General features: G+C 40.6%; 16 protein-coding genes. 5 read left to right on the top strand and 11 right to left on the bottom strand.

All coding sequences use genetic code 11. From position 1 onward, the window contains the following. Nucleotides 1-43 precede the first annotated feature (43 nt). Together CHU_RS13910 and CHU_RS13915 are read left to right on the top strand one after the other, a co-directional pair. The gene (locus tag CHU_RS13910) at nt 44-3,211 is read left to right on the top strand and encodes an efflux RND transporter permease subunit (RefSeq protein WP_011586218.1); all 3,168 of its coding nucleotides are present in this window, start codon (nt 44-46) and stop codon (nt 3,209-3,211) included. Further along, nucleotides 3,204-4,670: a TolC family protein gene (locus tag CHU_RS13915; protein ID WP_041932405.1), complete on the top strand. Its 1,467-nt coding sequence runs from the start codon at nt 3,204-3,206 to the stop codon at nt 4,668-4,670. The genes CHU_RS13910 and CHU_RS13915 overlap by 8 nt, the downstream gene beginning before the upstream one ends. 175 nt (nt 4,671-4,845) lie before the next feature. Here CHU_RS13915 and CHU_RS13920 read toward each other — a convergent pair whose 3' ends face one another. The 3 genes from CHU_RS13920 to CHU_RS13930 form a co-directional block, all read right to left on the bottom strand. Next, the gene (locus CHU_RS13920; RefSeq protein WP_011586220.1) at nt 4,846-5,454 is read right to left on the bottom strand and encodes a TetR/AcrR family transcriptional regulator; all 609 of its coding nucleotides are present in this window, start codon (nt 5,452-5,454) and stop codon (nt 4,846-4,848) included. A 78-nt stretch (nt 5,455-5,532) separates the two neighbouring features. Beyond that, nucleotides 5,533-6,780 (bottom strand): beta-ketoacyl-ACP synthase II, encoded by a 1,248-nt coding sequence (gene fabF, locus CHU_RS13925; RefSeq protein WP_011586221.1) that lies wholly within the window; start codon nt 6,778-6,780, stop codon nt 5,533-5,535. Between the two features lie 38 nt (nt 6,781-6,818). Then, entirely contained in the window at nt 6,819-7,055 is a 237-nt protein-coding gene (locus CHU_RS13930; RefSeq protein WP_011586222.1) for a DUF2798 domain-containing protein, read from the bottom strand. Between the two features lie 345 nt (nt 7,056-7,400). On the opposite strand from CHU_RS13930, the gene CHU_RS13935 reads away from it, so the two are divergent. From CHU_RS13935 to CHU_RS13945, 3 genes are all read left to right on the top strand, one after another. Next, on the top strand, nt 7,401-9,887 hold the full coding sequence (locus CHU_RS13935; protein WP_041932406.1) for a PIG-L family deacetylase: 2,487 nt from the start codon (nt 7,401-7,403) through the stop codon (nt 9,885-9,887). Nucleotides 9,888-10,007: 120 nt separating this feature from the next. Continuing rightward, nucleotides 10,008-11,702 carry a sodium:solute symporter gene (locus CHU_RS13940; RefSeq protein ID WP_041932407.1) on the top strand — a complete coding sequence of 565 codons (1,695 nt, stop codon included), beginning with the start codon at nt 10,008-10,010 and terminating at the stop codon, nt 11,700-11,702. A gap of 228 nt (nt 11,703-11,930) precedes the next feature. Then, complete coding sequence (locus CHU_RS13945; RefSeq protein ID WP_041932408.1) at nt 11,931-12,908, top strand: c-type cytochrome; 978 nt, start codon at nt 11,931-11,933, stop codon at nt 12,906-12,908. A 77-nt stretch (nt 12,909-12,985) separates the two neighbouring features. Here the strand turns inward: CHU_RS13945 and CHU_RS13950 are convergent, their stop codons facing one another. The 8 genes from CHU_RS13950 to CHU_RS13985 form a co-directional block, all read right to left on the bottom strand. After that, nucleotides 12,986-13,837, bottom strand: a complete 852-nt coding sequence (locus CHU_RS13950) for a DUF2911 domain-containing protein (protein ID WP_041932409.1) — start codon at nt 13,835-13,837, stop codon at nt 12,986-12,988. A gap of 294 nt (nt 13,838-14,131) precedes the next feature. Next, entirely contained in the window at nt 14,132-17,863 is a 3,732-nt protein-coding gene (locus CHU_RS13955; RefSeq protein ID WP_011586227.1) for an HYR domain-containing protein, read from the bottom strand. A gap of 39 nt (nt 17,864-17,902) precedes the next feature. After that, nucleotides 17,903-19,063 carry an ABC transporter substrate-binding protein gene (locus CHU_RS13960; protein WP_011586228.1) on the bottom strand — a complete coding sequence of 387 codons (1,161 nt, stop codon included), beginning with the start codon at nt 19,061-19,063 and terminating at the stop codon, nt 17,903-17,905. 75 nt (nt 19,064-19,138) lie between these two features. Beyond that, nucleotides 19,139-19,678: a phage tail protein gene (locus CHU_RS13965; RefSeq protein WP_011586229.1), complete on the bottom strand. Its 540-nt coding sequence runs from the start codon at nt 19,676-19,678 to the stop codon at nt 19,139-19,141. Between the two features lie 154 nt (nt 19,679-19,832). Beyond that, nucleotides 19,833-20,801, bottom strand: a complete 969-nt coding sequence (locus CHU_RS13970) for a hypothetical protein (protein WP_041932411.1) — start codon at nt 20,799-20,801, stop codon at nt 19,833-19,835. Nucleotide 20,802: 1 nt separating this feature from the next. Continuing rightward, a complete protein-coding gene (locus tag CHU_RS13975; protein WP_011586231.1) occupies nt 20,803-21,486 on the bottom strand; it encodes an aspartyl/asparaginyl beta-hydroxylase domain-containing protein in 684 nt (227 codons plus the stop codon). Nucleotides 21,487-21,713: 227 nt separating this feature from the next. Further along, entirely contained in the window at nt 21,714-22,187 is a 474-nt protein-coding gene (locus CHU_RS13980) for a hypothetical protein (protein WP_011586232.1), read from the bottom strand. A 95-nt stretch (nt 22,188-22,282) separates the two neighbouring features. Beyond that, nucleotides 22,283-22,870, bottom strand: coding sequence for a Crp/Fnr family transcriptional regulator (locus CHU_RS13985; protein ID WP_049755573.1), 588 nt, complete (start codon nt 22,868-22,870; stop codon nt 22,283-22,285). Nucleotides 22,871-22,917 lie beyond the last annotated feature (47 nt).

Genomic DNA, 22,917 nt, shown 5'->3' on the forward strand with positions numbered 1-22,917 from the left:
TGCTGAATAAGTAAATTCTAAAAGTATTTAACTAAGACATAACATGTTTCAACAATTTATACGTAGACCAGCCCTTGCGATTGTAATTTCGCTTGTGATTATGTTCATGGGTTTGCTGGCAATCAAAACGCTCCCTAAATCACAGTTCCCGGATATTGCGCCACCTATGATTGTGGTATATGCATCGTATCCGGGAGCCAGTTCAACGGTACTTACAAATTCTGTACTTATTCCTTTAGAACAGGCCATCAACGGTGTGCCGGGCATGAAATACATGTTCACCACCGGTGCCAGTTCAGGTGAAGCCAACTTACAGATTGTATTCAACCTGGGTACCGATCCCAATCAGGCACTTGTAAACGTACAGAACCGTATTGAGCAGATGAAGATGCGTCTTCCGCCGCTTGTACAGCTTGAAGGTATTGTTGTACAGCGTTTGATGCCAAACATGCTTATGTATGTGAACGTGTATGGCAGAGATACTTCTAAAGTCGATATGAAGTATATCTTCAACTATACGTACATCAACATGCTTTCGGAATTACAACGTGTGGAAGGTGTAGGTCTTGCCCGTATCCTTGGTAGCCGTCAGTATTCCATGCGTATCTGGCTGAATCCGGATCGGATGCGTGCTTACAATATTTCATCCGATGAAGTTATGAAAGCCCTGGATGAACAAAGTATCATTGGTTCTCCGGGAAGGATTGGCAGAGCAGACAGTAAAGCATCAGAAGCCATTGAATATGTATTAACCTATCCCGGCCGATACGATAAAGAATCTCAATACAACGATGTCATCATCCGGGCTACACCGGAAGGTGAAGTTTTACGACTGAAAGATGTAGCGACCGTTGAGTTGGGTAGTGAGTATTATGATATTTATTCGAATAAAGATGAATTCCCTTCTGCCGCTATTACAATTAACCAGGCGGCCGGAAGTAATGCAACAGAGGTAATTGAAAACCTTAAAGTAAAACTGGAAGAACTTAAAAAGTCTTTCCCGCCGGGCATTGAATACGAAATCAACTATGACGTTTCAACATTCCTGGATGCCTCAACTGAAGAAGTAGTACATACCTTACGGGATGCCTTTATTCTTGTATCAATTGTGGTTTTCATCTTCCTGGGCGACTGGAGATCTACCATCATTCCGGTATTGGCCGTTCCCGTATCGTTGATCGGTGCCTTCTTTATGATGCAGCTGTTTGGTCTGAACATCAACCTTATTACGCTCTTTGCCCTTGTACTTGCTATCGGTATTGTGGTGGATGATGCGATTGTTGTGGTAGAAGCCGTGCACGCAAAAATGGAAGAAAAGCATTGTTCTCCTTATATAGCTGTAAAAGAAGTATTGGGTGAGATCAGTGGCGCCATTATCGCCATTACCTTATTGATGACATCAGTATTCGTACCGGTAGCGTTTATGACCGGTCCGGTTGGGATCTTCTTCAGACAGTTCGCCATCACCATGGCATCTTCTATCGTTATCTCAGGTGTTGTTGCCTTAACGCTTACACCGGTATTGTGTGCGATGATCTTAAAGAATACCCACGGCCAGCCAAGAAAGAAAACAATGCTGAACAGATTCATTGACAGCTTCAACAGGGTCTTTGAAAAACTGACAGGCAAATACGTTGGCTTATTGCGCGTCATTGCGAACAGAAAAACTGTAACCTTCGGTTTGCTGATCACTTTCTCTGTGTTAACATTTGGTATCACCCGTATTCTTCCTTCCGGTTTCGTGCCATCCGAAGATCAGGGTATGATCTACGCGGTTCTTCAGACCCCGCCGGGATCAACACTTGAAAGAACCTATGAGGTAAGCAGGCAGTTACAGGAAGCGTGTAAAAAAGTGCACGGCGTACAATCTGTTTCTGCCCTTGCAGGTTATGAGATCTTAACACAAGGTAGAGGCTCTAACTCCGGTACCTTGCTGATCAACTTAACGCCATGGAATGAAAGACACCACACGGTTGTAGAGATCACCGAAGAACTGGAAGAACTTACCAAAGACATTCCGGGTGCAAAGATCGAATTCTTCGGTCCGCCAGCTGTACCGGGTTATGGTGCTGCCGGTGGTATCGGTCTGCAACTACTGGATAAAAATACAGATATTGATTACGAACGTTTAGATGGTGTGAGCAAGCAGTTCATGAAAGACCTTGAAAAACGAAAAGAATTAACTGCCCTGTTCACATTCTACAGAACAGATTACCCGCAATACGAATTAGAAATTGATAACAAACTAGCCATGCAGAAAGGTGTTTCCATTAAGACAGCAATGGATAATATCTCTATCATGATCGGTAGTACATACGACATCGGTTTCATCAAATTCGGCCGTTTCTTTAAAGTGTTCGTACAGGCAGATCCTTCTTTCAGACGGATTCCTACAGACATCCTGAAACTCTATGTAAAAAATGACAAAGGTGAACAGGTCCCTTACTCTTCTTTCATGTCTATCAAAAAAACACAGGGTATCTACGAGATCAACAGATACAACATGTACACGACCTCTTCTATCAGATGTTCTCCTGCTGCCGGATACAGCAGCGGTGAAGCAATTGAAGCAATTAAAGAAGTAGCTGCAGAAACATTACCTAAAGGTTATGACATTGACTGGTCAGGCTTGCAGAAAGATGAAGTTGGCCGTGGTAATGAAGCCGTTTACATTTTCCTTATCGTATTGGTATTCGTGTATCTCGTACTTGCTGCACAATATGAAAGTTTCATTCTTCCGATGGTTGTAATCTTATCCTTACCAGCCGGTATTTTCGGAGCATTCTTATTGATCAAAACTGCCGGTATGGCAAACGACATTTATGGTCAGGTTGCCCTGGTTATGCTTGTTGGTTTGCTCGGTAAAAATGCCGTGTTGATTGTTGAATATGCCGTAATGAAAAACAACGAAGGCTTAAGCGTGCTGGAATCGGCTATTGAAGGTGCAAAGGCACGTTTCAGACCAATCCTTATGACATCCTTTGCCTTTATTGCAGGTTTGATTCCGTTGATTTTCGCGCATGGTCCTGGTGCCATTGGTAACAAAACAATCGGAGCGGCCTCTCTTGGAGGTATGCTATTCGGAACAGTATTCGGTGTAATCATTGTACCCGGATTGTATTACATATTCGGCAGTATTGCTGAAGGACGTAAAATGATTAAAGATGAAGATTTTGATCCATTAAGCGAAGACAAAAACCACCATGTTTAAAAAATTCCCCTATCGAAATACAGTAGTAGTATGTCTGAGCCTTATTGTTTGGGCCTGTACACCTACGCTTACAAAAAAGACAGCCAATACAACTGTTCCTGCGAACTTTGCAGCTGCAGGAGATACTTCTCAAGTGGTTAAAGCAGGCAATTCTAAAGACACCACGAATACGGCATTGGTAAAGTGGCGGGAATATTTTACCGACCCGACGCTGATCAGTCTTATTGATACAGCACTGCATAATAACCAGGAGCTGAACATTACCTTATACGAAATCAATGTTGCACAGGCGGAAGTACGCGCACGTAAAGGGATGTACTTACCCAATGTATCTGTTGGTGCCGGAGCAGGTGCTGAAAAAGTTGGCCGCTATACGCGCTTTGGTGCCGTGGATCAAACAACAGACATCGAACCTGGCAAACGGATTCCGGAAGTGTTACCCGATTATCAGATCGGCCTGAATGCTTCGTGGGAAGTAGATATCTGGAAAAAACTCCGCAATGCAAAACAAGCGGCCGTGTATAAATACCTTGCTTCTATTGAAGGAAAGAATTTCATGGTTACAAACCTGGTTGCAGAAATTGCCAGCAACTATTTTGAATTACTGGCATTGGATAATCAACTTGACATCTTAAAAAAGAACATTGACATTCAAAACAATGCGCTTAAAATAGTAAAGATGGAAAAGCAATCTGCTAAAGTTACAGAGCTTGCTGTACGCAGGTTTGAAGCACAGGTGTATTATACACAGAGTCTTCAGTTTGATATTCAGCAAAAAATTATTGAAAAGGAAAACAGAATCAATTTTCTTGTTGGAAGATACCCAACACCAATCAAACGTAATGCTGAATCGTTCATCAATATTATACCGGATACGATATATAAAGGTGTACCTCCGCAATTGCTTCAAAACCGTGCGGATATTAAAAGAGCTGAAAATGACCTGGCAGCAGCAAAGCTGAATGTAAAAGTTGCGAAAGCGAATTTCTATCCAACGTTGCGCCTTACAGGCGGTATCGGATATGAAGCATTCAATCCAAAGTTTATCATCAGCAGCCCGGAATCCATGATGTTTTCATTAGCCGGAACATTGGTTACACCATTGATCAACAGAAATGAAATAAAGGCTATATACATTGGTGCAAATGCAAAGCAGATTCAGGCTGTTTACAATTACGAACGTACCATTCTGAATGCATACATCGAAGTTGTGAATCAGCTTGCAAAAATAGACAATCTTGGCAAAAGCTATGATCTGAAGTTCCTTCAGGTGCAGGCACTGAACGAATCTGTTACCATTTCAAACGGATTGTTTACTTCTGCCAGAGCAGATTACATGGAAGTATTGCTGACACAACGCGATGCACTTGAATCTAAAATGGAATTGATTGAAACTAAAAAAGAGCAGATAAATGCTATGGTATATTTCTACCGTGCATTAGGCGGTGGATGGAGATAACATTCGGCTTGCTTTAAAATCTATCCGGGAGGCTTGTTTTCTATTTAGTGTAGTTTAGGGGTACTAAATAGATTCGGGGCTCCCGGTACTTTTATAAGCCCGTATTAAGGCGGTCAAATGTGTGCACACGGCCGAAAAAAAATACTGGCAGCAGTAGCACAGAAAATTATACCGGTTATTTTTTCTTTACTTCAATTCCGGCAATCAGATCTTCCAGGCTTTCAAAAACATAATCAGAATACGCACGGTTTTTTGTTGCCCGGTGAATTAAGATAGCTCCTTCAACCAAAGCGATCATGGAAAAAGCAATTTTAGTTACATCTGTATCCGGCCTGAATTCTTTTGCCTGAATCCCTTTTTTAATAATTGTTACCAGATTTTTTTTCCAGCTTAAAATAGCCTCTCCGGCTTTCTTTCTTAATGCATCATGTGTATCGTCTGCCTCAATCGTTGTATTCAGCAGCGGACAGCCGCCCACCGGAAACAAACTGCCGTCTGCATCATTATACATACTGCTGTAGACAAGCAGCATTTCTTTGTATGTGTTACACGCTTGCACTTTTGCTGTAAGCACACTTTTTACATGTCCCCAGTTATAATCAAAGGCTGCAATAGCGACTGCTTCTTTATTTTCAAAATTCCCGTAGATACTGCCTTTGGTTAAATTTGTAGCCTCGGTGAGGTCTGTCAGAGAAGTTCCCGCTAAACCCTTTACATTAAAAACAGGGGCAGTTGATTCAATAATAAATTGTCTCGTACGATCTGATTTAGAAAGTTCTTTCATAACTATATAAATACACTGAATACGTATACTTGTTCAATATACGTATTCAGGTCATAAAGCGTCGATATTTACATCTCTTTATTCTTCATATTTTTTAAAGATCGCAGTAGCAATATGTCCGCCGAAGCCAAACGTATTACTCATGGCATAATGAACCGTTTTATGATGCGCTTCCCCTAACGTAAACTGAAACGACGGATTAATAGCCGCATCAATCTCCATGGTGTTGATAGTAGGCGGAATAATATTGTGCTGAACAGCTTTGATACATGCAATAGCTTCTACCGCACCGGCTGCGCCCAGCAAATGGCCTGTCATAGATTTGGTAGCACTTACATGTAATTTTGTTGAAGCACCGAATACACGTTCAATCGCTTTCATTTCACTGATATCTCCTTGCGGGGTAGACGTTGCGTGTGCGTTTACATAATCAATGTCAGCCGCGCTAATGTTTGCTTCCGCCAGAGCTTCCAGCATCCCAAGATATGCCCCTTCCCCTTCCGGATGTGTACCCGTTAAGTGATACGCATCGGCTGCCATACCGCCACCTACAACTTCAGCTAATATAGGAGCATTACGTTTCACGGCACTTTCATAACTTTCAAGAATAAGCGCACCAGCTCCTTCGCCCATTACAAATCCATCGCGGTTTGTATCAAACGGACGGGATGCGATAGACGGATTTTCATTTAATGTAGATAAAGCACGCGACGCATTAAAGCCGCCTACCGAAACTTCATTGATCGGCGCTTCAGAACCACCTGTAATAATCATATCTGCTTTACCCCAGCGTATGTGATTGAATGCTTCAATAATAGCCGTGTTGGATGTGGCGCAGGCTGATACCGTAGCAAAGTTTGCCCCGCGTAAACCATATTTAATGGAGATAACACCGGCAGCAATATCCAGGATCATTTTAGGAATGAAGAATGGATTGAAACGTGGCGTACCATCTCCTTTTACAAATTCCGTTACCTGTTCCTGAAACGTACCAATCCCTCCATTGCCGCTTCCCCAGATTACACCAATACGGTTTCTGTTTAATGTTTCAAAATTGATCTGAGCATGTTGTACAGCTTCTTCAACTGCAATCAATGCATACTGCGTGAACAAATCGTATTTTCTTGCTTCACTTTTTTCCATAAAATTTACCGGATCAAAGTTTTTCAGCTCACAGGCAAACCGTGTTTTAAATTTAGAAGCATCAAATTTTGTGATCGGTGCAGCTCCGCTTGTTCCGCTGATTAAGGAATTCCAGAAACTTTCTGTATTATTACCGATAGGTGTCAATGCGCCTATTCCTGTTACAACAACTCGTTTGATCATCTTTTTTAAACGTTAGAATATGTTATTATATGTTTGTTTTACTGTTTTTCAACCGGAAGAATACGATCAACTATTTTTTGTATTTGTGCACCTATAATAAGTATTGATGGAATAACTACCACATAAGCAATACTCCATGATCTGAACCACACCGATAGAAATTTATCTGTATAACCGATATTAATGGAAATCAGTGTGAATGAAATAATACCTGTAGTTACCACACCCATAAGTAAGGCAAATATAATTTTCCGATGTAAATCTCTTTTTTTCATATGCTACCGTTTTATACCGGCTGGTATTTAAAAATACAATATTATACCGATCGGTATAATTTAACAACTAATTATAGAAAAAGATTCCTGCGTACTAGTAAACAACTGTATCTGTGGCGGTTTGAATGAAAATAAAAGCCTGCAGCTGTATTGAAAGCAAACAACAGCTTCTTTCGGGATTGCTGGGTGAAAAATATTTTGAAAAAAAGTTCCCTTATTGATTTTTTTTAACGGAAAATAGCTGCAATAAGAATATGTTTACTGTAATAAGAGTAGCGCTGCATGCTTGTTATACAGGCATGTTTTTAATACCTTGTACCTCTATACTATTTGCAATATTATTTCATGAAAAGAATATTCTTACTTTTCCTTTGCAGCGTGATTGGCTGCAATACGCTTCAGGCACAATCACCAACTGTTAATTCTTCTGATATTCTTCAAAAACTTCAAAAACTGAATACGGTTGGTTCTGTATTATATGTTGCCGCACATCCGGACGATGAGAACACCCGTCTCCTGCCCTATCTTTCCTATGAACGCAAATTACGCACAGCGTATTTATCGCTTACGCGCGGTGACGGCGGCCAAAACCTGATCGGCAAAGAACAAGGAGAACCGCTTGGACTTATCCGTACACAGGAATTACTAGGAGCCCGTCGCATTGATGGTGCAGAACAGTTTTTCACCCGTGCAAATGATTTTGGTTTTTCTAAAAATCCGGATGAAACATTTGGCTTCTGGAACAAAGACAGTATTCTTGCAGATGTTGTCTGGGTGATCCGTAATTTCAAACCCGACGTAATTATTACACGTTTCCCTACTACAGGAGAAGGTGGTCACGGCCATCACACAGCTTCGGCTATTCTTGCGATAGAAGCGTTTACAGCAGCAGCTGATCCGACACGTTTTCCCGAACAATTAAAATACACAACGGTGTGGCAGGCAAAACGCATCTTCTGGAATACGTTCAGTTTTGGCACAATCAATACAACTTCTGAAAACCAGATCAAAATTGATATCGGCGGTTTTAATCCGTTACTCGGAAAATCCTATGGAGAACTTTCTTCTGAAAACAGATCGATGCATAAAAGCCAGGGCTTTGGAACAGCCAAAACACGCGGCCAGACAATCGAATACTTCAAACAACTTGGCGGGGACTCTGCCAAAAAAGATCTGTTTGAAAATATCAACATCAGCTGGAGCCGTTTTCCTGCAACCGCAAAGTTTTCAAAAACAATTGAAAAGATCCTTGCCAAATACAATACACAGCAGCCTGAGTTAATTGTAACCGATCTGGTTGCACTTTACAAACAATTACAAGCCTTACCTGAAACCGATGCAACACTTGCTGTATGGAAACGCGAAAAAATTTCTGAAGTACAAGCGTTATTGATTGCTTGCTCCGGCCTTTGGATGGAAGCGTATGCAGCAGATTATATTGCTATTCCAGGAAATGAAATTCAAACAACCCTGCAGATTATCAATCGAAATAAAACGGCTGTTACATTAAAGAACATTCATTTTATCGGCCAGGATTCCAGCCTTGCTCTTGCACTGAAAACAAATGAACTGTATACATTCAAACACAAGGAAAAACTTGCTGCAACGTATCCGTACGCAAACCCTTATTGGCTGAATGAAAAGCACAGCAGCGGATTGTATTCCGTAAGCAATCCATTATTAATAGGTAAAGCTGAAAATGATGCTGCAGCCAGTGTCAGCTTTCAGTTACAGATAGAGGATCTGCTTCTTACTGTAAACAGACCAGTTGTATACAAATATACGGATCCGGTAAAAGGTGAAATCTACCGTCCGCTGGAAGTGCTTCCGGTTGCTACGGTAAACCTTGCTGAACGGGTATATGCCTTTAATGATACTATAGCCAGAAACGTTCAGTTTGTGGTTAAAGCCAACCAGGCCAACATAAGCGGAACGCTGCAATGGACCTTACCGGAAGGCTGGAAAGCAACGTGTCTGAATCCGGATGTTGTATTGAAAGAAAAAGGAGAAGAAGTAATTGTCAATGTATTGGTTCAACCGGTTAAGGGATGTGTAAATGGCAAAATTGCAGCGTCATTAAAAATAGGTACAGCGAATTTTAATAAAAGCATTACACGCATTGAATACGATCACATTCCATATCAATTTATTTTAAGCGATGCAGAATCAAATCTTGTTTACATTGACTTGAAGACTGCCGGTAAAAATATTGGTTATATTCCGGGAGCAGGCGACGATGTGGTAGCATGCCTGAAGCAGGTTGGTTATACCGTTACTATTTTAACAGACGATTTGCTTGACAAAGGAAATTTAAGCGGCTTTGATGCCATTGTTTCCGGTATCCGGGCGTACAATACCAACGACCGTTTACAAGTATATTATAAAACCTTGATGCAGTATGTTGAACAAGGCGGAAACTTAATTGTTCAATACAACACGAATAACCGCATCGGTCCCTTGCTGGCGAAGATCGGGCCGTATCCGTTTACCATTTCAAGGGAACGGGTAACAGATGAGTTGGCAGAAATACGTATTCTTCAACCAGCCAATGTTGTATTTAATTATCCGAATAAAATTGTTGCAGCTGATTTTAATGGCTGGGTACAGGAACGTGGAATTTACTTTGCTTCAGAGATGGATGCACATTATCAAACGTTACTTTCCATGAACGACCCGACAGAAAAACCTAATGAAGGAAGTTTGATTGTGAGTAAATATGGCAAAGGCAATTTCGTTTATACAGGTCTTGTGTTCTTCCGTGAGCTGCCGGCAGGTGTTCCGGGTGCTTACCGTTTATTTGTAAATATCTTAAGCATTCCACAAAACAACTAATATGACTGACCAGGAAGATAAGCCGCCATTTCTGAATACATGGAATAATGTCTATGTATTTATTCTTATGTGGCTGTTTGCTACAATGTTGTTCTGTTACATTTTTACCATCTACTTCAAATGAGTATTATTGACTGGTGTGTCTTAGGTCTTACAATCATTAGTATTGTTGCGTATGGTTTATGGAAAAGCAGAGGCGCAAAAAATATTGAAGGGTATTTATTAGCAGACCAGGAACTGCCCTGGTACCAGGTTGGCTTATCTGTAATGGCTACGCAGGCGAGTGCCATTACCTTTATTTCTCTACCCGGCCAGGCATATAACGATGGTATGGGGTTTGTACAGCTGTATTTTGGTTTACCCATTGCAACGGTGATTCTATGTAAAACCTTTATACCAATTTTCCGAACACTGAATGTATATACGGCATACGAATATCTGGAAAACCGTTTTGACAGCAAGACCCGCTCGCTGACTGCATTTTTATTCCTGCTGCAGCGCGGCCTGTCAACAGGTATTACCATTTATGCACCTTCCATTATTCTATCTTCCATATTAGGCATTCACATCACGTACACAACACTTTTTACAGGCGGTATTGTAATCAGCTACATTGTATATGGCGGCACTAAAGCTGTTGCATACACACAAATGTTCCAGATGGCAATTATCTTTTCAGGTTTGTTTGTAGCAGCCTTTATGGTCGTTCATTTATTACCCGCACAAATTGGTTTTATTGATTCCTTATACCTTGCGGGAAAGATGGATAAATTGAACGCCATCAATACAGGTTTTGATATGAAAGATCAATACAATATCTGGTCAGGACTGCTCGGAGGTTTCTTTTTACAACTCTCTTACCTGGGCACAGATCAGTCACAGGTAGGGCGCTACCTGACAGGTAAATCGATTAAAGAAAGCAGGCTGGGTTTAGTGATGAATAGCGTGGTCAAAATTCCGATGCAGTTTTCCATCTTACTGATCGGCATTTTGGTTTTTGTGTTTTACCAGTTCAATACACCTCCGTTGTTTTTTAACAAAACAGAAGTAGCGCGTATTGAAGGGAGCCGCTATGCGCCGGAATATAAAGCCCTGGAAGAGGAACATATACGCGCGTACGAACAAAAGAAAATACATGCGGCAGCATTGATCACTGCGATGGACCGCAAGGATGAACAATCAATCAATGCAGCACAATTCAATCTGCACACAGATGACACAATCACGCGTTCATTAAAAAATAAAGCCATTCTATTGATGGCTAAAAATAATTCCTTATCCGACCCCAACGATACCAATTATGTTTTCCTGAGCTTTGTTACCAAATACCTTCCAGTTGGTTTGGTTGGTTTATTGATCGCTATCATTTTATTAGCATCCATGGGCTCTACAGCAAGCGGCATCAATTCGCTGGCCTCAACAAGCATCATCGATTTCTATAAACGTTTCGTTAACAAAGCAGCGGATGAAAACACCTACTTAAGTGCTTCGCGTTGGGCAACCGCTGCATGGGGCGTATTTTGCGTATTGGTTGCTTTATATGCCGGCAAATTAGGGAACCTGATAGAAGCTGTAAATAAATTAGGTTCGTTGTTTTACGGCAACATCCTTGGAATATTTTTAGTAGCCTTTTACTTAAAAATGGTAAAAGGCACCGCTGTATTTTATGCCGCAATCATTACTGAAATAATTATTATCGCTATCTGGATGAAAGACTGGATGGCCTACCTCTGGCTGAACGCTGTTGGCTGTGTCTTATTGATCTTCATTGCGTGGATCATGCAATTGGTATTACCGACGAAAAAAATATCGTGATTATCGGACAACCGGATTTTAGACGCAACCGCAAGGGTTACGGTTGTCCGGATATTTCAATCCTGATTTTTATCAGTACCTCTGAAAAATCATATTAAAAACAGAAAGCATTCAAAAATTATTTATACTAATTATGAATTAATATTTTATTGGCACCCACTAATAAATTTGATTCAGTAAGTTTTGTATGTTTATTTTTTAAAACAAAACAAACCTTTTTTAAATAACATGAAAAAAGTTTTTCGAATTGTCCTCTATGTATTCGGAGCAATCATTTTATTAGTAACCGGTCTTCTCACATATGTAAAAACTGCTCTTCCCGATGTCGGCTCTGCACCACAGATTACCATTAAAGCAACACCGGAAAGGATTGAGCGTGGCCGGTACCTTTCAAATTCTGTCAGTGTTTGCATGGATTGCCACTCAACCCGCGATTGGTCGCGCTTTTCCGGCCCTGCAGATTCAACAAGCTGGGGTAAAGGCGGAGAAATATTCGATCAGAAATTCGGTTTCCCCGGTATATTTTATTCTAAAAACATCACCCCGGCCGCGCTATCCAGCTGGACAGACGGTGAAATCTATCGTGCAATTACTTCCGGCGTAAGTAAAGACGGTTCTGCATTATTTCCTGTTATGCCTCACCCCAATTATGGTAAGATGGCTACGGAAGATATTTATTCCATCATTGCTTATTTAAGAACATTGGCTCCCATTGAAAATAACGTTCCTGAATCAAAACCTGATTTCCCGATGAATTTTATTATCAATACAATTCCTTCAAAAGCAGAACCACACGCCATACCAGACAAAAAAGCTCAGGTTGCATACGGCAAGTATTTATTAAACGCTGCGGCATGCGCAGAATGCCATACCAAACAGGACAACGGCCGGAAGATCGCAGGTATGGAATTTGCGGGCGGATTTGAATTCCCTATTACAGGAGGTATACTACGCTCTTCAAACATTACACCGGATGCAGAAACAGGTATCGGTGACTGGAATGAAGCCGCATTCATAAACCGTTTTAAAATGTATGCAGACAGTTTGTATACTCCCGCTAAGGTTAGCCCTACTGAATACAATACGATTATGCCCTGGATGATGTATGCAAAAATGACGCGTGAAGATCTGGGCGCAATCTATGCTTACCTTAAAACAGTAAAACCCGTTAGCAATAACGTTGAAAAATTTACATCTAAAAAATAACTGCGATCATTTATCAGAAATAAAAAAGTCACGCGTAGAGCGTGACTTTTTTATTGTGAATTTCTATATTAAACAGATTATTTCTTTTTCGCTTCAACGATCAGGTCATTAGCCATTTTAACGTAATCATCATTTTTAGCTTCTGTTGCTAACGCTGCAGTTTTTTCTGCTGTTGCAATCGCTGCTTTTTTATCGTTTAATTTCAATTCAATACGCGCTTTAAGCATTGTCATCCAGAATGCTTTTGGATTTTGTTCCACAGCTTTGTTAATCCAAACCAATGCCTGATTCAGATCTTTATTATTTTCATAATAGTAATTTGCTGCCTGAAAATACGGACGTGAATCTACAGCCATTGTTGACTCAATGCTTTTCATCACTTTCGCATCAATTTCTGTAGTAATTCTAACCGGTACACGTGTTTTATCCCAAAGCAATTCTAATGTAGCAGAAGTTCCTGTTACATCAGCAAGGTTGATTGTGAACGTTTCAACTTTGCTTGTCAATGCTGTCGGCTTTACAGTTACATGCAATACCTCATTTTCTGCTTTATAGGCAGATGTGTTTCCGCCCATAGTTAAATCTGTGTAAAGGATAAATTCCCAGCTGTCTTTGTTCGGGATTGTATACACAGCATATGTACCAGCTTTCACATCTTTATCTTCTACTTTTACATCTTCAGAGAATGTAATTTTTGTAGCAGCGTTTGCACCGGTTCTCCATACTTTACCAAATGGAACGAGGTCACCATATACCGTACGGCCTTTAACAGAAGGGCGGGAATAATCTACCGTGATATCACCAAGACCAAAGCCTTGTTTGATTGTTTGAGAAGAACTTGGAGCCGGTGTTTTTAATGTTTGTGCCTGTGATACAAGCGTTGTCAGTGTTAATGCGATTGCGCCTGCAATCAAAGAGATCTTATTCATATTCAAGGTTAATTTAGTTTGATTAATAATGTTCAAATTATGCTTTTCAGTTGTTAATCGAAAGCTATTTTTGCATTACTTTCACAAACTGCGGGTGAACAACATTCCGGTAAAAATCGTTCAAAAAACAAAAGATATTCTTTATATACATGTATTATAGAGGGATACAGCGTTAAAAAATAAATACCTCATTGGATATTGATCTGGTGAAATATAATAACACATACTGTGAACATAAAAAAGTCCCGGCTGTAAAAACAGACCGGGACTTCAGCTATTTATTCAGAATACTTTTTACTCAATTATTATTTTTTCTATTTTCTGATTGGAAGCATCCCGTATCACTAAAAAATAAATTCCTTTAGAAACATCTTTTACATCCAGTCTCAGATCGTTTTGTGCTGCAGTCAGATTTTGCTGTAAAATAACTTTTCCGGAAATATCCTGTAATAGGATTACATACTCATGTGCAGAAGATGTGTTTGGTGAAATATAAACAACATCGGATGCCGGATTCGGATAAACACGAACATTGTTCAGTTTACCCATCTGTGCAGACGTTGCCACAGATGCCGTAACCGTAAATGAACAGGTTGCTTTGTTTCCGGATACATCCGTAGCCTCAAATGTTTGTACCGTTACACCTTCAGGGAAAATTGTGCCTGATGCTAAACCCGCTGTTTGTTCTACCGTTACGATGCTGCAATTATCCGTAGCAACAGGCGCTGTAAATATATATTCGCCTGCTGTTATTACAGCATCTTCAGGACAAGATGTAAATACAGGCATACTCACATCGGTTACTGTCACAGTAAAGCTGCACGTAGCTTCATTGCCGGATAGATCTTTAGCAATGTATGTAACAACGGTATTTCCTGCTACAAACACATCCCCGGAATGGTGATCAGATGTCAGAAGAATGGTACTGCTGCAGTTGTCTGTAACCGTAGGTTCTGTCCAGGTTACGATATTGCTGCAATTCGGACTTCCGACATTTACGGCAATATCAGCCGGACAACCTGTAATGATCGGATTTACATTATCTGCGGTAGATAATAACGCACTTCCTGATGTTGCCGCAGGTGAACATGCACCTGTTACTACTGCTCTATAAAGATATTCATTCAATGCCTGCGTTGCAGAGCTGATCGTTAACGTTGCTGTAGTTGCTCCGGAATAAGGGGCCGCATTTAAAATGTTCACAAAACCCAAACCTGCATCTACCTGCCACTGATACCCGGTTGCATTGGTTGCTGAAACACTGAACGTAGCATCTGCACCTCCGCAGATAGAACGATCTGTCGGCTGATCTGTAATGACCGGTGCTGTATTTACGGTTAACAAGACACTATTTGATACAGCTGCAGGCGTACATCCTCCTGTTGCGTTTACTCTGTATACATGACTGCTTAATGCTGCTGTCGCGGAGGTGATTGTAAGTACAGCTGTCGTTGCACCGGAGTAGGTACCGTCGTTAGTAATATTTACAAAACCTGCACCTGCGTCTACCTGCCATTGATAGCCGGTTGTATTGGCTGCTGAAACACTGAATGTAGTATTTGCTCCTGTACAGATAGTGCTGGCAGAAGGTTGGTTTGTAATAACAGGATTTGCATTTACAGTAATTGATACTGTAACGGGTGTACCCGGGCAACTGTTTAATGTTGGTGTAATGGTATAATTGGTTACACCGTTACCGCTCAGCGTTTGTGCAATCGACGTGCCCGAACCTGCTGACGTACCGGTAACCGTACCGCTTGTTGTAGCTGCTGTCCAGGCAAATGTTGCACCCGTTGGTGTTGATGTCAATGCAATGTTTGTTGCTGTACCACTGCAAACAGATGCTGATGCCGGCGTAGCTGTTGCGGTTGGAGCAGGTTTTACTGTAATGGCAACTGTGATTGGTGTTCCCGGACAGCTATTCAACGTTGGCGTTACGGTATAATTGGTTACACCATTACCGCTAAGTGTTTGTGCAATCGACGTGCCCGAACCTGCTGACGAACCGGTAACCGTACCGCTTGCTGTAGCTGCTGTCCACGCAAAAGATGCGCCGGTTGGGGTGGAAGTTAATGCGATATTAGTAGCAGAGCCGCTGCAGATAGATGCTGAGGTTGGTGTAGCTGTTGCTGTCGGATTTGGATTTACTGTAACCGCTACTGTAACGGGTGTACCCGGGCAACTGTTTAATGTTGGTGTAATGCTATAATTGGTTACACCATTACCGCTCAAGGTTTGTGCAATCGACGTGCCCGAACTTGCTGACGTACCGGTAACCGTACCGCTTGCTGTAGCTGCTGTCCAGGCAAATGTTGCACCCGTTGGTGTAGAAGTTAATGCGATATTAGTAGCAGAGCCGCTGCAGATAGATGCTGATGCCGGCGTAGCTGTTGCGGTTGGAGCAGGTTTTACTGTAATGGCAACTGTGATTGGTGTTCCCGGACAGCTATTCAACGTTGGCGTTACGGTATAATTTGTTACACCATTACCGCTCAAGGTTTGTGCAATCGACGTGCCCGAACTTGCTGACGTACCGGTAACTGTACCGCTTGCTGTAGCTGCTATCCACGCAAATGTTGCACCCGTTGGTGTAGAAGTTAATGCGATATTAGTAGCAGAGCCGCTGCAGATAGATGCTGAGGTTGGTGTAGCTGTTGCTGCCGGATTTGGATTTACTGTAACCGCTACTGTAACGGGAGTACCCGGGCAACTGTTTAATGTTGGTGTTACGGTATAATTGGTTACTCCATTACCGCTCAGCGTTTGTGCAATCGACGTGCCCGAACCTGCTGACGAACCGGTAACCGTACCGCTTGCTGTAGCTGCTGTCCAGGCAAATGTTGCACCCGTTGGTATAGAAGTCAATGCAATGTTGGTTGCTGTACCACTGCAAACAGATGCTGAGGTTGGTGTAGCTGTTGCTGCCGGTAATGCTTTAACAGTTAGTGTTACTGCATTTGATGTTGCATTTGGTGTTGAAGCACCTGTAACTACTGCTTGATACTGATAGCCATTCAATGCGAAAGTAGCACCCGTAATTGTTAGCGTAGCAGTATTTACACCGGAATAAGGTGCACCATTGCTCAGATTCACAAAACCGGAACCTGTATTTACCTGCCATTGATACGTGGAAGCATTGGATGCTGTAATGGAGAATGTCGTGTTTGTTCCTGCACAAATACTGCTGTTAGAAGGCTGTGACGTGATGACAGGCGGAGTACCTGCTGTAAAAGTTACTGCTGTAGAAGTAGGTAATATAACGGTTCCGGTAGTGCCTACCGTAGTCCAGTTAGCCGTATTGGCAACCAATAATTTATATGCCGCTAAAGAAAGCTGTCCGGTAGTTGGGCCTGTATACTGACCTCCTACCACATTCGGGCCTATGGCTATCTGACTGGCGATAAGTTCAAGAGGCAAATAAGAGGTAGATCCGTTGATCGCTCCCAATGCCTGCCATGTTGTTGCTGTTCCTGATGAACCTGAATAATTGAAACCAAATAAAAGTGTGCCGCTAAAGGTTGCAGTTGTTGAACCTGTACTGGGTCCGCCTGTTCCTTGAAAAGCAAAAATCTGGTCGCCGGATGTATTGGTGAGTGACATGTTCGATGCTGCACTTCCGTTGGAAGAATTCGTAACAGATGTGATTGTACCAATATTTGTAACAGTAGCAGTAGGTGCTGTTGCGGAATTTGCCTGGATCGTAATAATAGTACCGGCAGGAATTATGTTGCCGGTGTTATTTGTCCAAACGACATATTGTTCCTGTTCCCGGTAATTCAATACTGTATTACTGACTAAACTACTATTGAATCCATTATCCGTAAATTTAATTACCGTGTTCGGACTAAGATCCACCCAGTTCACAAATGAAAATCCATCGGGAGAATTTGCATTGAAACCAACAATTGAAATATCGCCCGCAATTAATGTCGTCTGGGCAAAACAAGCGGCCGAAGCCAGTACAATAAAGAACGGTACCATAAGAATGATCTGTAAGGCCCGCATACATGTGTAACATTTTTTCATAGCGTAGATGGTTGGTGAAAATAAAAAACGGTTAATTTATTATATACATAAATACGTGTTTGTCCATTTTGAAAATACCCCTTCAGGTTTATCAGCAATATAGTGTTCAAATTTTTCTGCAACAGCTGTATCCTCTTCTATAAGCTTCAGCTTACAGCGTTTATTTATGGTTGAAATGATTTCTGTTATATACATAGGTGCAATCAGATGATGTGTTGCAGCGTGCATCTTAACTGCACCTCTTGGACTTTCAAAGGAAATATTTTCAAGCTCAGATTGAGCTGGTAAAATTTTATTGCCGTATGTATTCAGGATCTGTTTACACTGAATAATAAATTGTGCTGCTTCCCAGCCAAACATTGAAAAAATATTTCCGGCAGTACCTGTTTCTTCTTCAATCTGATTCAGAAAAAAGGTATTTGAATCACAGGAAAGATCTTTAAACCAGGTTACATATCCTCTTATGCCATCAAAAGGATAGGGTATAGTAGATAACCATGTTTCTTCCAGCATAAAGGGTGAAGAATACAACTTTAATTCTTTATATAAACCGCTGCTTATATATTCATTCAGAAAAAATGCACCAGACTCTGCCGAGAACTGGGCCAGGATCGAATCTGGTTTGTACATTTCAAATGCCTGATGTAATGGATCTATTTTAAAATCTTCCCGTTGAAAGGGCACAACCAAATGTGCCTGTACGGCTCCTCCTCCATTCTGTAAACCTTTGAGATAAGAAAAACACTGTAAGTAACCGCCTTCGTAAAATGATGTTGCAAAAACAGGCCGCATTGAACCTTCTGTTGTTGCCAACTGACCTGTAAGCCGGCTGCCAAGAGCTGCCTGCAAAGATAACGTATAACAAAACGGTGAGGTCTGCCAATTCAATGGAATGTGTCCACCCGGATCAAGAACAATAAGCAGTCTGTTTATATTTCTAAAAAGAGGTTCCAGTTTAAAAGCTTCTGTGTGATCCATAAAAGCAATTATCATAGAAACATTTTCTTCCAGCAAAAGCTTTTCGACCTTTGAATATACGGTAGCTTCTACTCCTCCAAAATCTATATTCTCATAACAGAATTTGACATTGGTTACACCAAACGATCTAAATCCATTCTTCAACCCGGAGATCAGATCCATTGATAACATCGGATATAAAGAAGAGCGCGGCAATAAGACTCCGATTTTATATTCTTCCATACTGTAATTGCTGTAAAATAGAAGAAGGACAACATGATGCTGCCTTCTTCCATCTATTCATTGAATGTTATCTGATTAGTTTCTGGAAGGGAAAATTCCTTGTGTACAAATGATATAACTCACTGCTAAAACCGGTTGTAAAATGCCCAATGGGTTATTACTCCCTACAACAGCAGTTGTAAGATTTGTATTCAGATTTGCAGCTACAGCATTTGTTGTTGAACTGTAAATAGCTGTGCCTGGTGTACCCAAATAAGCCCCGATAGGACCGTCTGCATCAGCATTGCTATCGTTTACGGGTAACTGTACTGTACCGCCAATAGCGTGATTGTGCGCAGGCATGTTATTTAATAAAATAGATACGGTTTCGGTACCTGATACCTGGCCAATGTTATACGCAGAAAGACCCGGACCTTGTCCCCAGCCGATTGGTGCACGGCCTCTCAGATCAGGCAATGCAAAAGTTGTTTGTCCATTGCCGCCATACGTAGTTCCGATCAGTGAAAATAATGCGGTGTTCTGTGCGATGCTTAAAATTTGTCCCTGACATAATGCCCATCCGCGGGGTGCAAAATTGCCGCCAAAAATTTTAATAATTGCTAAATACTCATCCATAGTGGGTAAATTGTTTTATAGTTGGTTGATAATAAAAAACACATTGCAAAAGTTTCAACAGAATAAAAACGCTGTTGAATTTTCCATAACTTAAAATAGCTGTCGGAAAAGTAGCGAATAAATACAACTATCCAAAAAATCTGACATAAAGATATTAATATATCTTACGATGAGATAATAAAGCAATCTGTTGATACAAGTTGTTAACTTGTGTTAAATCCAAATCATTTATTTGTACTTCTTCATCACATTGAAAAGAACCTTCTGGATTTTTTGAATGTGTTTTCAACCGTTCCTGCATCTGCGTGTACATTTTTTCTGAATGAAAAAGTGCAAAAAAAATATCTAATTCTCTGATGATATTTTCAATTCCCTGCCGGTAATCAAAAATTTTCGTATTGCTATCTACGGCAGAAAAATCAGCGATTGCCTGAAAATATTTTTCAAGTACACGTACTCCATATTGATCCAGTGAAAGTTTTTTTATTTCTATTTCTTCCGATGCAAAAATAGCCTGAGATAATAGCTCCGGTATCATATGCATGCCACGCAATCGTTTATGAGATCGAATAACTTCAATCGGGTTTCTGTATAGAATAGCGAAAGGTACATCTGGAAAAAAATTGCGTATATTTTTTATTTCGAATAGGTGCCAGGCATCCATTTTTAAAATCACCTGTGTTTCTTCTTCGAACCGCTTTCGTCCGAAGAATTTAAATACAGCCTGGATCAACGGTATCTTCTCAGGCCTGCTCAAGGATGTGTTTCTCAAAATCTGATCAATAAGAGGCGCTTCAGAAATAACAATACATGAAGCAGGAATTGCAAGCAATTGGCTAACCATGGTTGAACCGCAGCGTGACACATGAAAGATGAATCCGGATATTTGTACAGGTTTTATTTCTTCAGCCCATTCCACTACATTATCTGCGGTGCTTATGATCTTATAGCCCGTTGAATTATGTGGAAGACTTTTGCACCGGGCGATCGTATCATCAAAAAAAGGATCTGTAAATCTTTTTTCTCCCAGATAGATCCATTCAACAAAAACGACTCCCTCTTTTTCAATCAATTTATACGGCATCCAATTGAAAATCGGATGTGTAGCAACTCCTGTTTCCATATTACTGTTTCTGTAAAGAAGCGGCAAGTTTGATATTTATTTCTGTTGGATTTCGTAAAAGCTCCTCAATAATCTGTTGTTTTGTTTCTCTTGACATTTTTTTTTCTTGTGATAAACATGTCAGATCAAAACCTGCAGCGCTGAAGATCTCATCGGACCAATCATTGCGGATACAGTCCAGTACCAAATGCACCCGAGGCTGTTCGCTGTTATTGATTACAAAATGCGGAAGCTGAAAATTTGCATACCAGCATTCTCCCGCACTCATTGGTACACGTTCATTATTCAGATAAAACAGCACGTTTGAATTGGTATAAACCGTAATATGAATTCTGAAAAAACCATCTTCATACGAAGTATCGTTATCTGTGTGCTCTTTGATCTCGCTCAGCGGATCTAGTCGTAGCAGCCGAATGGCCTGCTTATCACAACGAAACCAACCGATGACTTCCTGAAAATAAAAACAGGCATCAAGCAGTGGTGTGTTTTTGTATGTCTGATCCGGAAAGGAGTTGATATCAGTAGTAATTCCAGAACCCGACCGCAGTGCAATGCTGCTCCAGTTGCCTGTGTAATGCTGCGCATTAAAATGTGCCGGCCAAACTTCCCGTTCACAAAAAAGAAGATCCTGTTGTAATTTTTCAATAGAAAAATAAACCCCAAGCTGAAAAAAAGATGGATTCATATCATAGCTGGATAGATTTCAAATCTACTGAAAAATATCGGAATCAAAAGCAATGACTAACATTCATCCGTTCACTTTAATTTTATGTACTGAACCTGACAAATAGTATACGGCTACTTATTTGTAATGCAAACGTTTATCTTACCTGTAAAGCCCTTATGTAATCATTGTCCGAACGACAGAAAAAAAAAGTCATCGGACCAATTGGTTATAGGAACTTAAAAAAATCAAACCATTTTTTTCGCAAACATAAATCCCGACAGTAAAATCAACAAACCGCTGATGGATAATAATCCTCTGGTTTTAATGTAACATAACCATTGCGTACGGATACCTTCATATAATTCCTGATCGGAAAAAGCTGTATAGTTGCGGATCAAGGTATTTAACGGAACCGATTTTGTTAATGCAAAAAACACATCTGCTAACAGAAATGCCAGCGAACATGCAGTTGTTAAAAAAAGAACCGAACAAACATTATTCCTGTATAGTATAAGCAAACTTACAGCCAGCGCAACGGATGTATAATACAATACCTTAAGCGGCCATTCAATTAGTTGTTCGATCACTTTGCGCTGTTCCATAAATCCGTTAAGAGAAATCAGCTGTAATGCTTTGCCAACAGCTAAAAAATAAAAGATGCCTTGTGATGCGATAACTATAAACAGAAGTAAATAAAAGAATCGAAGTGCAGGTAACATATCTTGTTTGTTTAATACACTGCAAAATATGCGGAAATAAAAACAACGCGGCTTGATCTAAATCAATTTCTAACCGGTATAAAAAATTATGTTTGCTATTTTGTTTTTTTAGAACGTATCCGGCTAAGCGTTTCCGGCGTCATATTCAAATATGACGCGATCATCTTTAGTGGTGCGCGCTGAAGCAGATGCGGATACTGATCAGAAACTTCTTCGTATCTCTTTTCAGGTGTATTCAATAAAAAAGTAACTTCTCTGTTTTCTTTCCGAATGGCAAATTGTTCTACAACGATGCGGCCAAACGTATTCCAGCACATATAATTTTTATACAGTTCCATAAGTGCATTGTATTCTATGGTTAGCATATATGTATCTTCCATAGCAACAACATTAAAGGCTGCCGGCTTACGGACCAAAAAACTTGCCAGAGATCCGGTAAACGTGTTTTCAAAACAAAAGTCTTTTGTATGCTCTTCACCATCGATTAAAAAAAATAAACGCGTGTACCCTTTACAAACAAATCCCATCCTGGAACATGTCTTTCCTTGCCGTAAAAAATAATCGTCCTTTGAAAGAAATTTAATGCGTAAACATTTTTCCATCGCCTGCCATTCTTCTTCATCAAAAGAAATGATCGCCGCGCAGAATTTTTTAAACTGGTTGATTTGCTCTTCAGCAGACATTTTATCTATACATCTATTCAATGGTAAATGTATAGATTTTTTAATAA

It is taken from the genome of Cytophaga hutchinsonii ATCC 33406 (assembly GCF_000014145.1).
Classification (GTDB): domain Bacteria; phylum Bacteroidota; class Bacteroidia; order Cytophagales; family Cytophagaceae; genus Cytophaga; species Cytophaga hutchinsonii.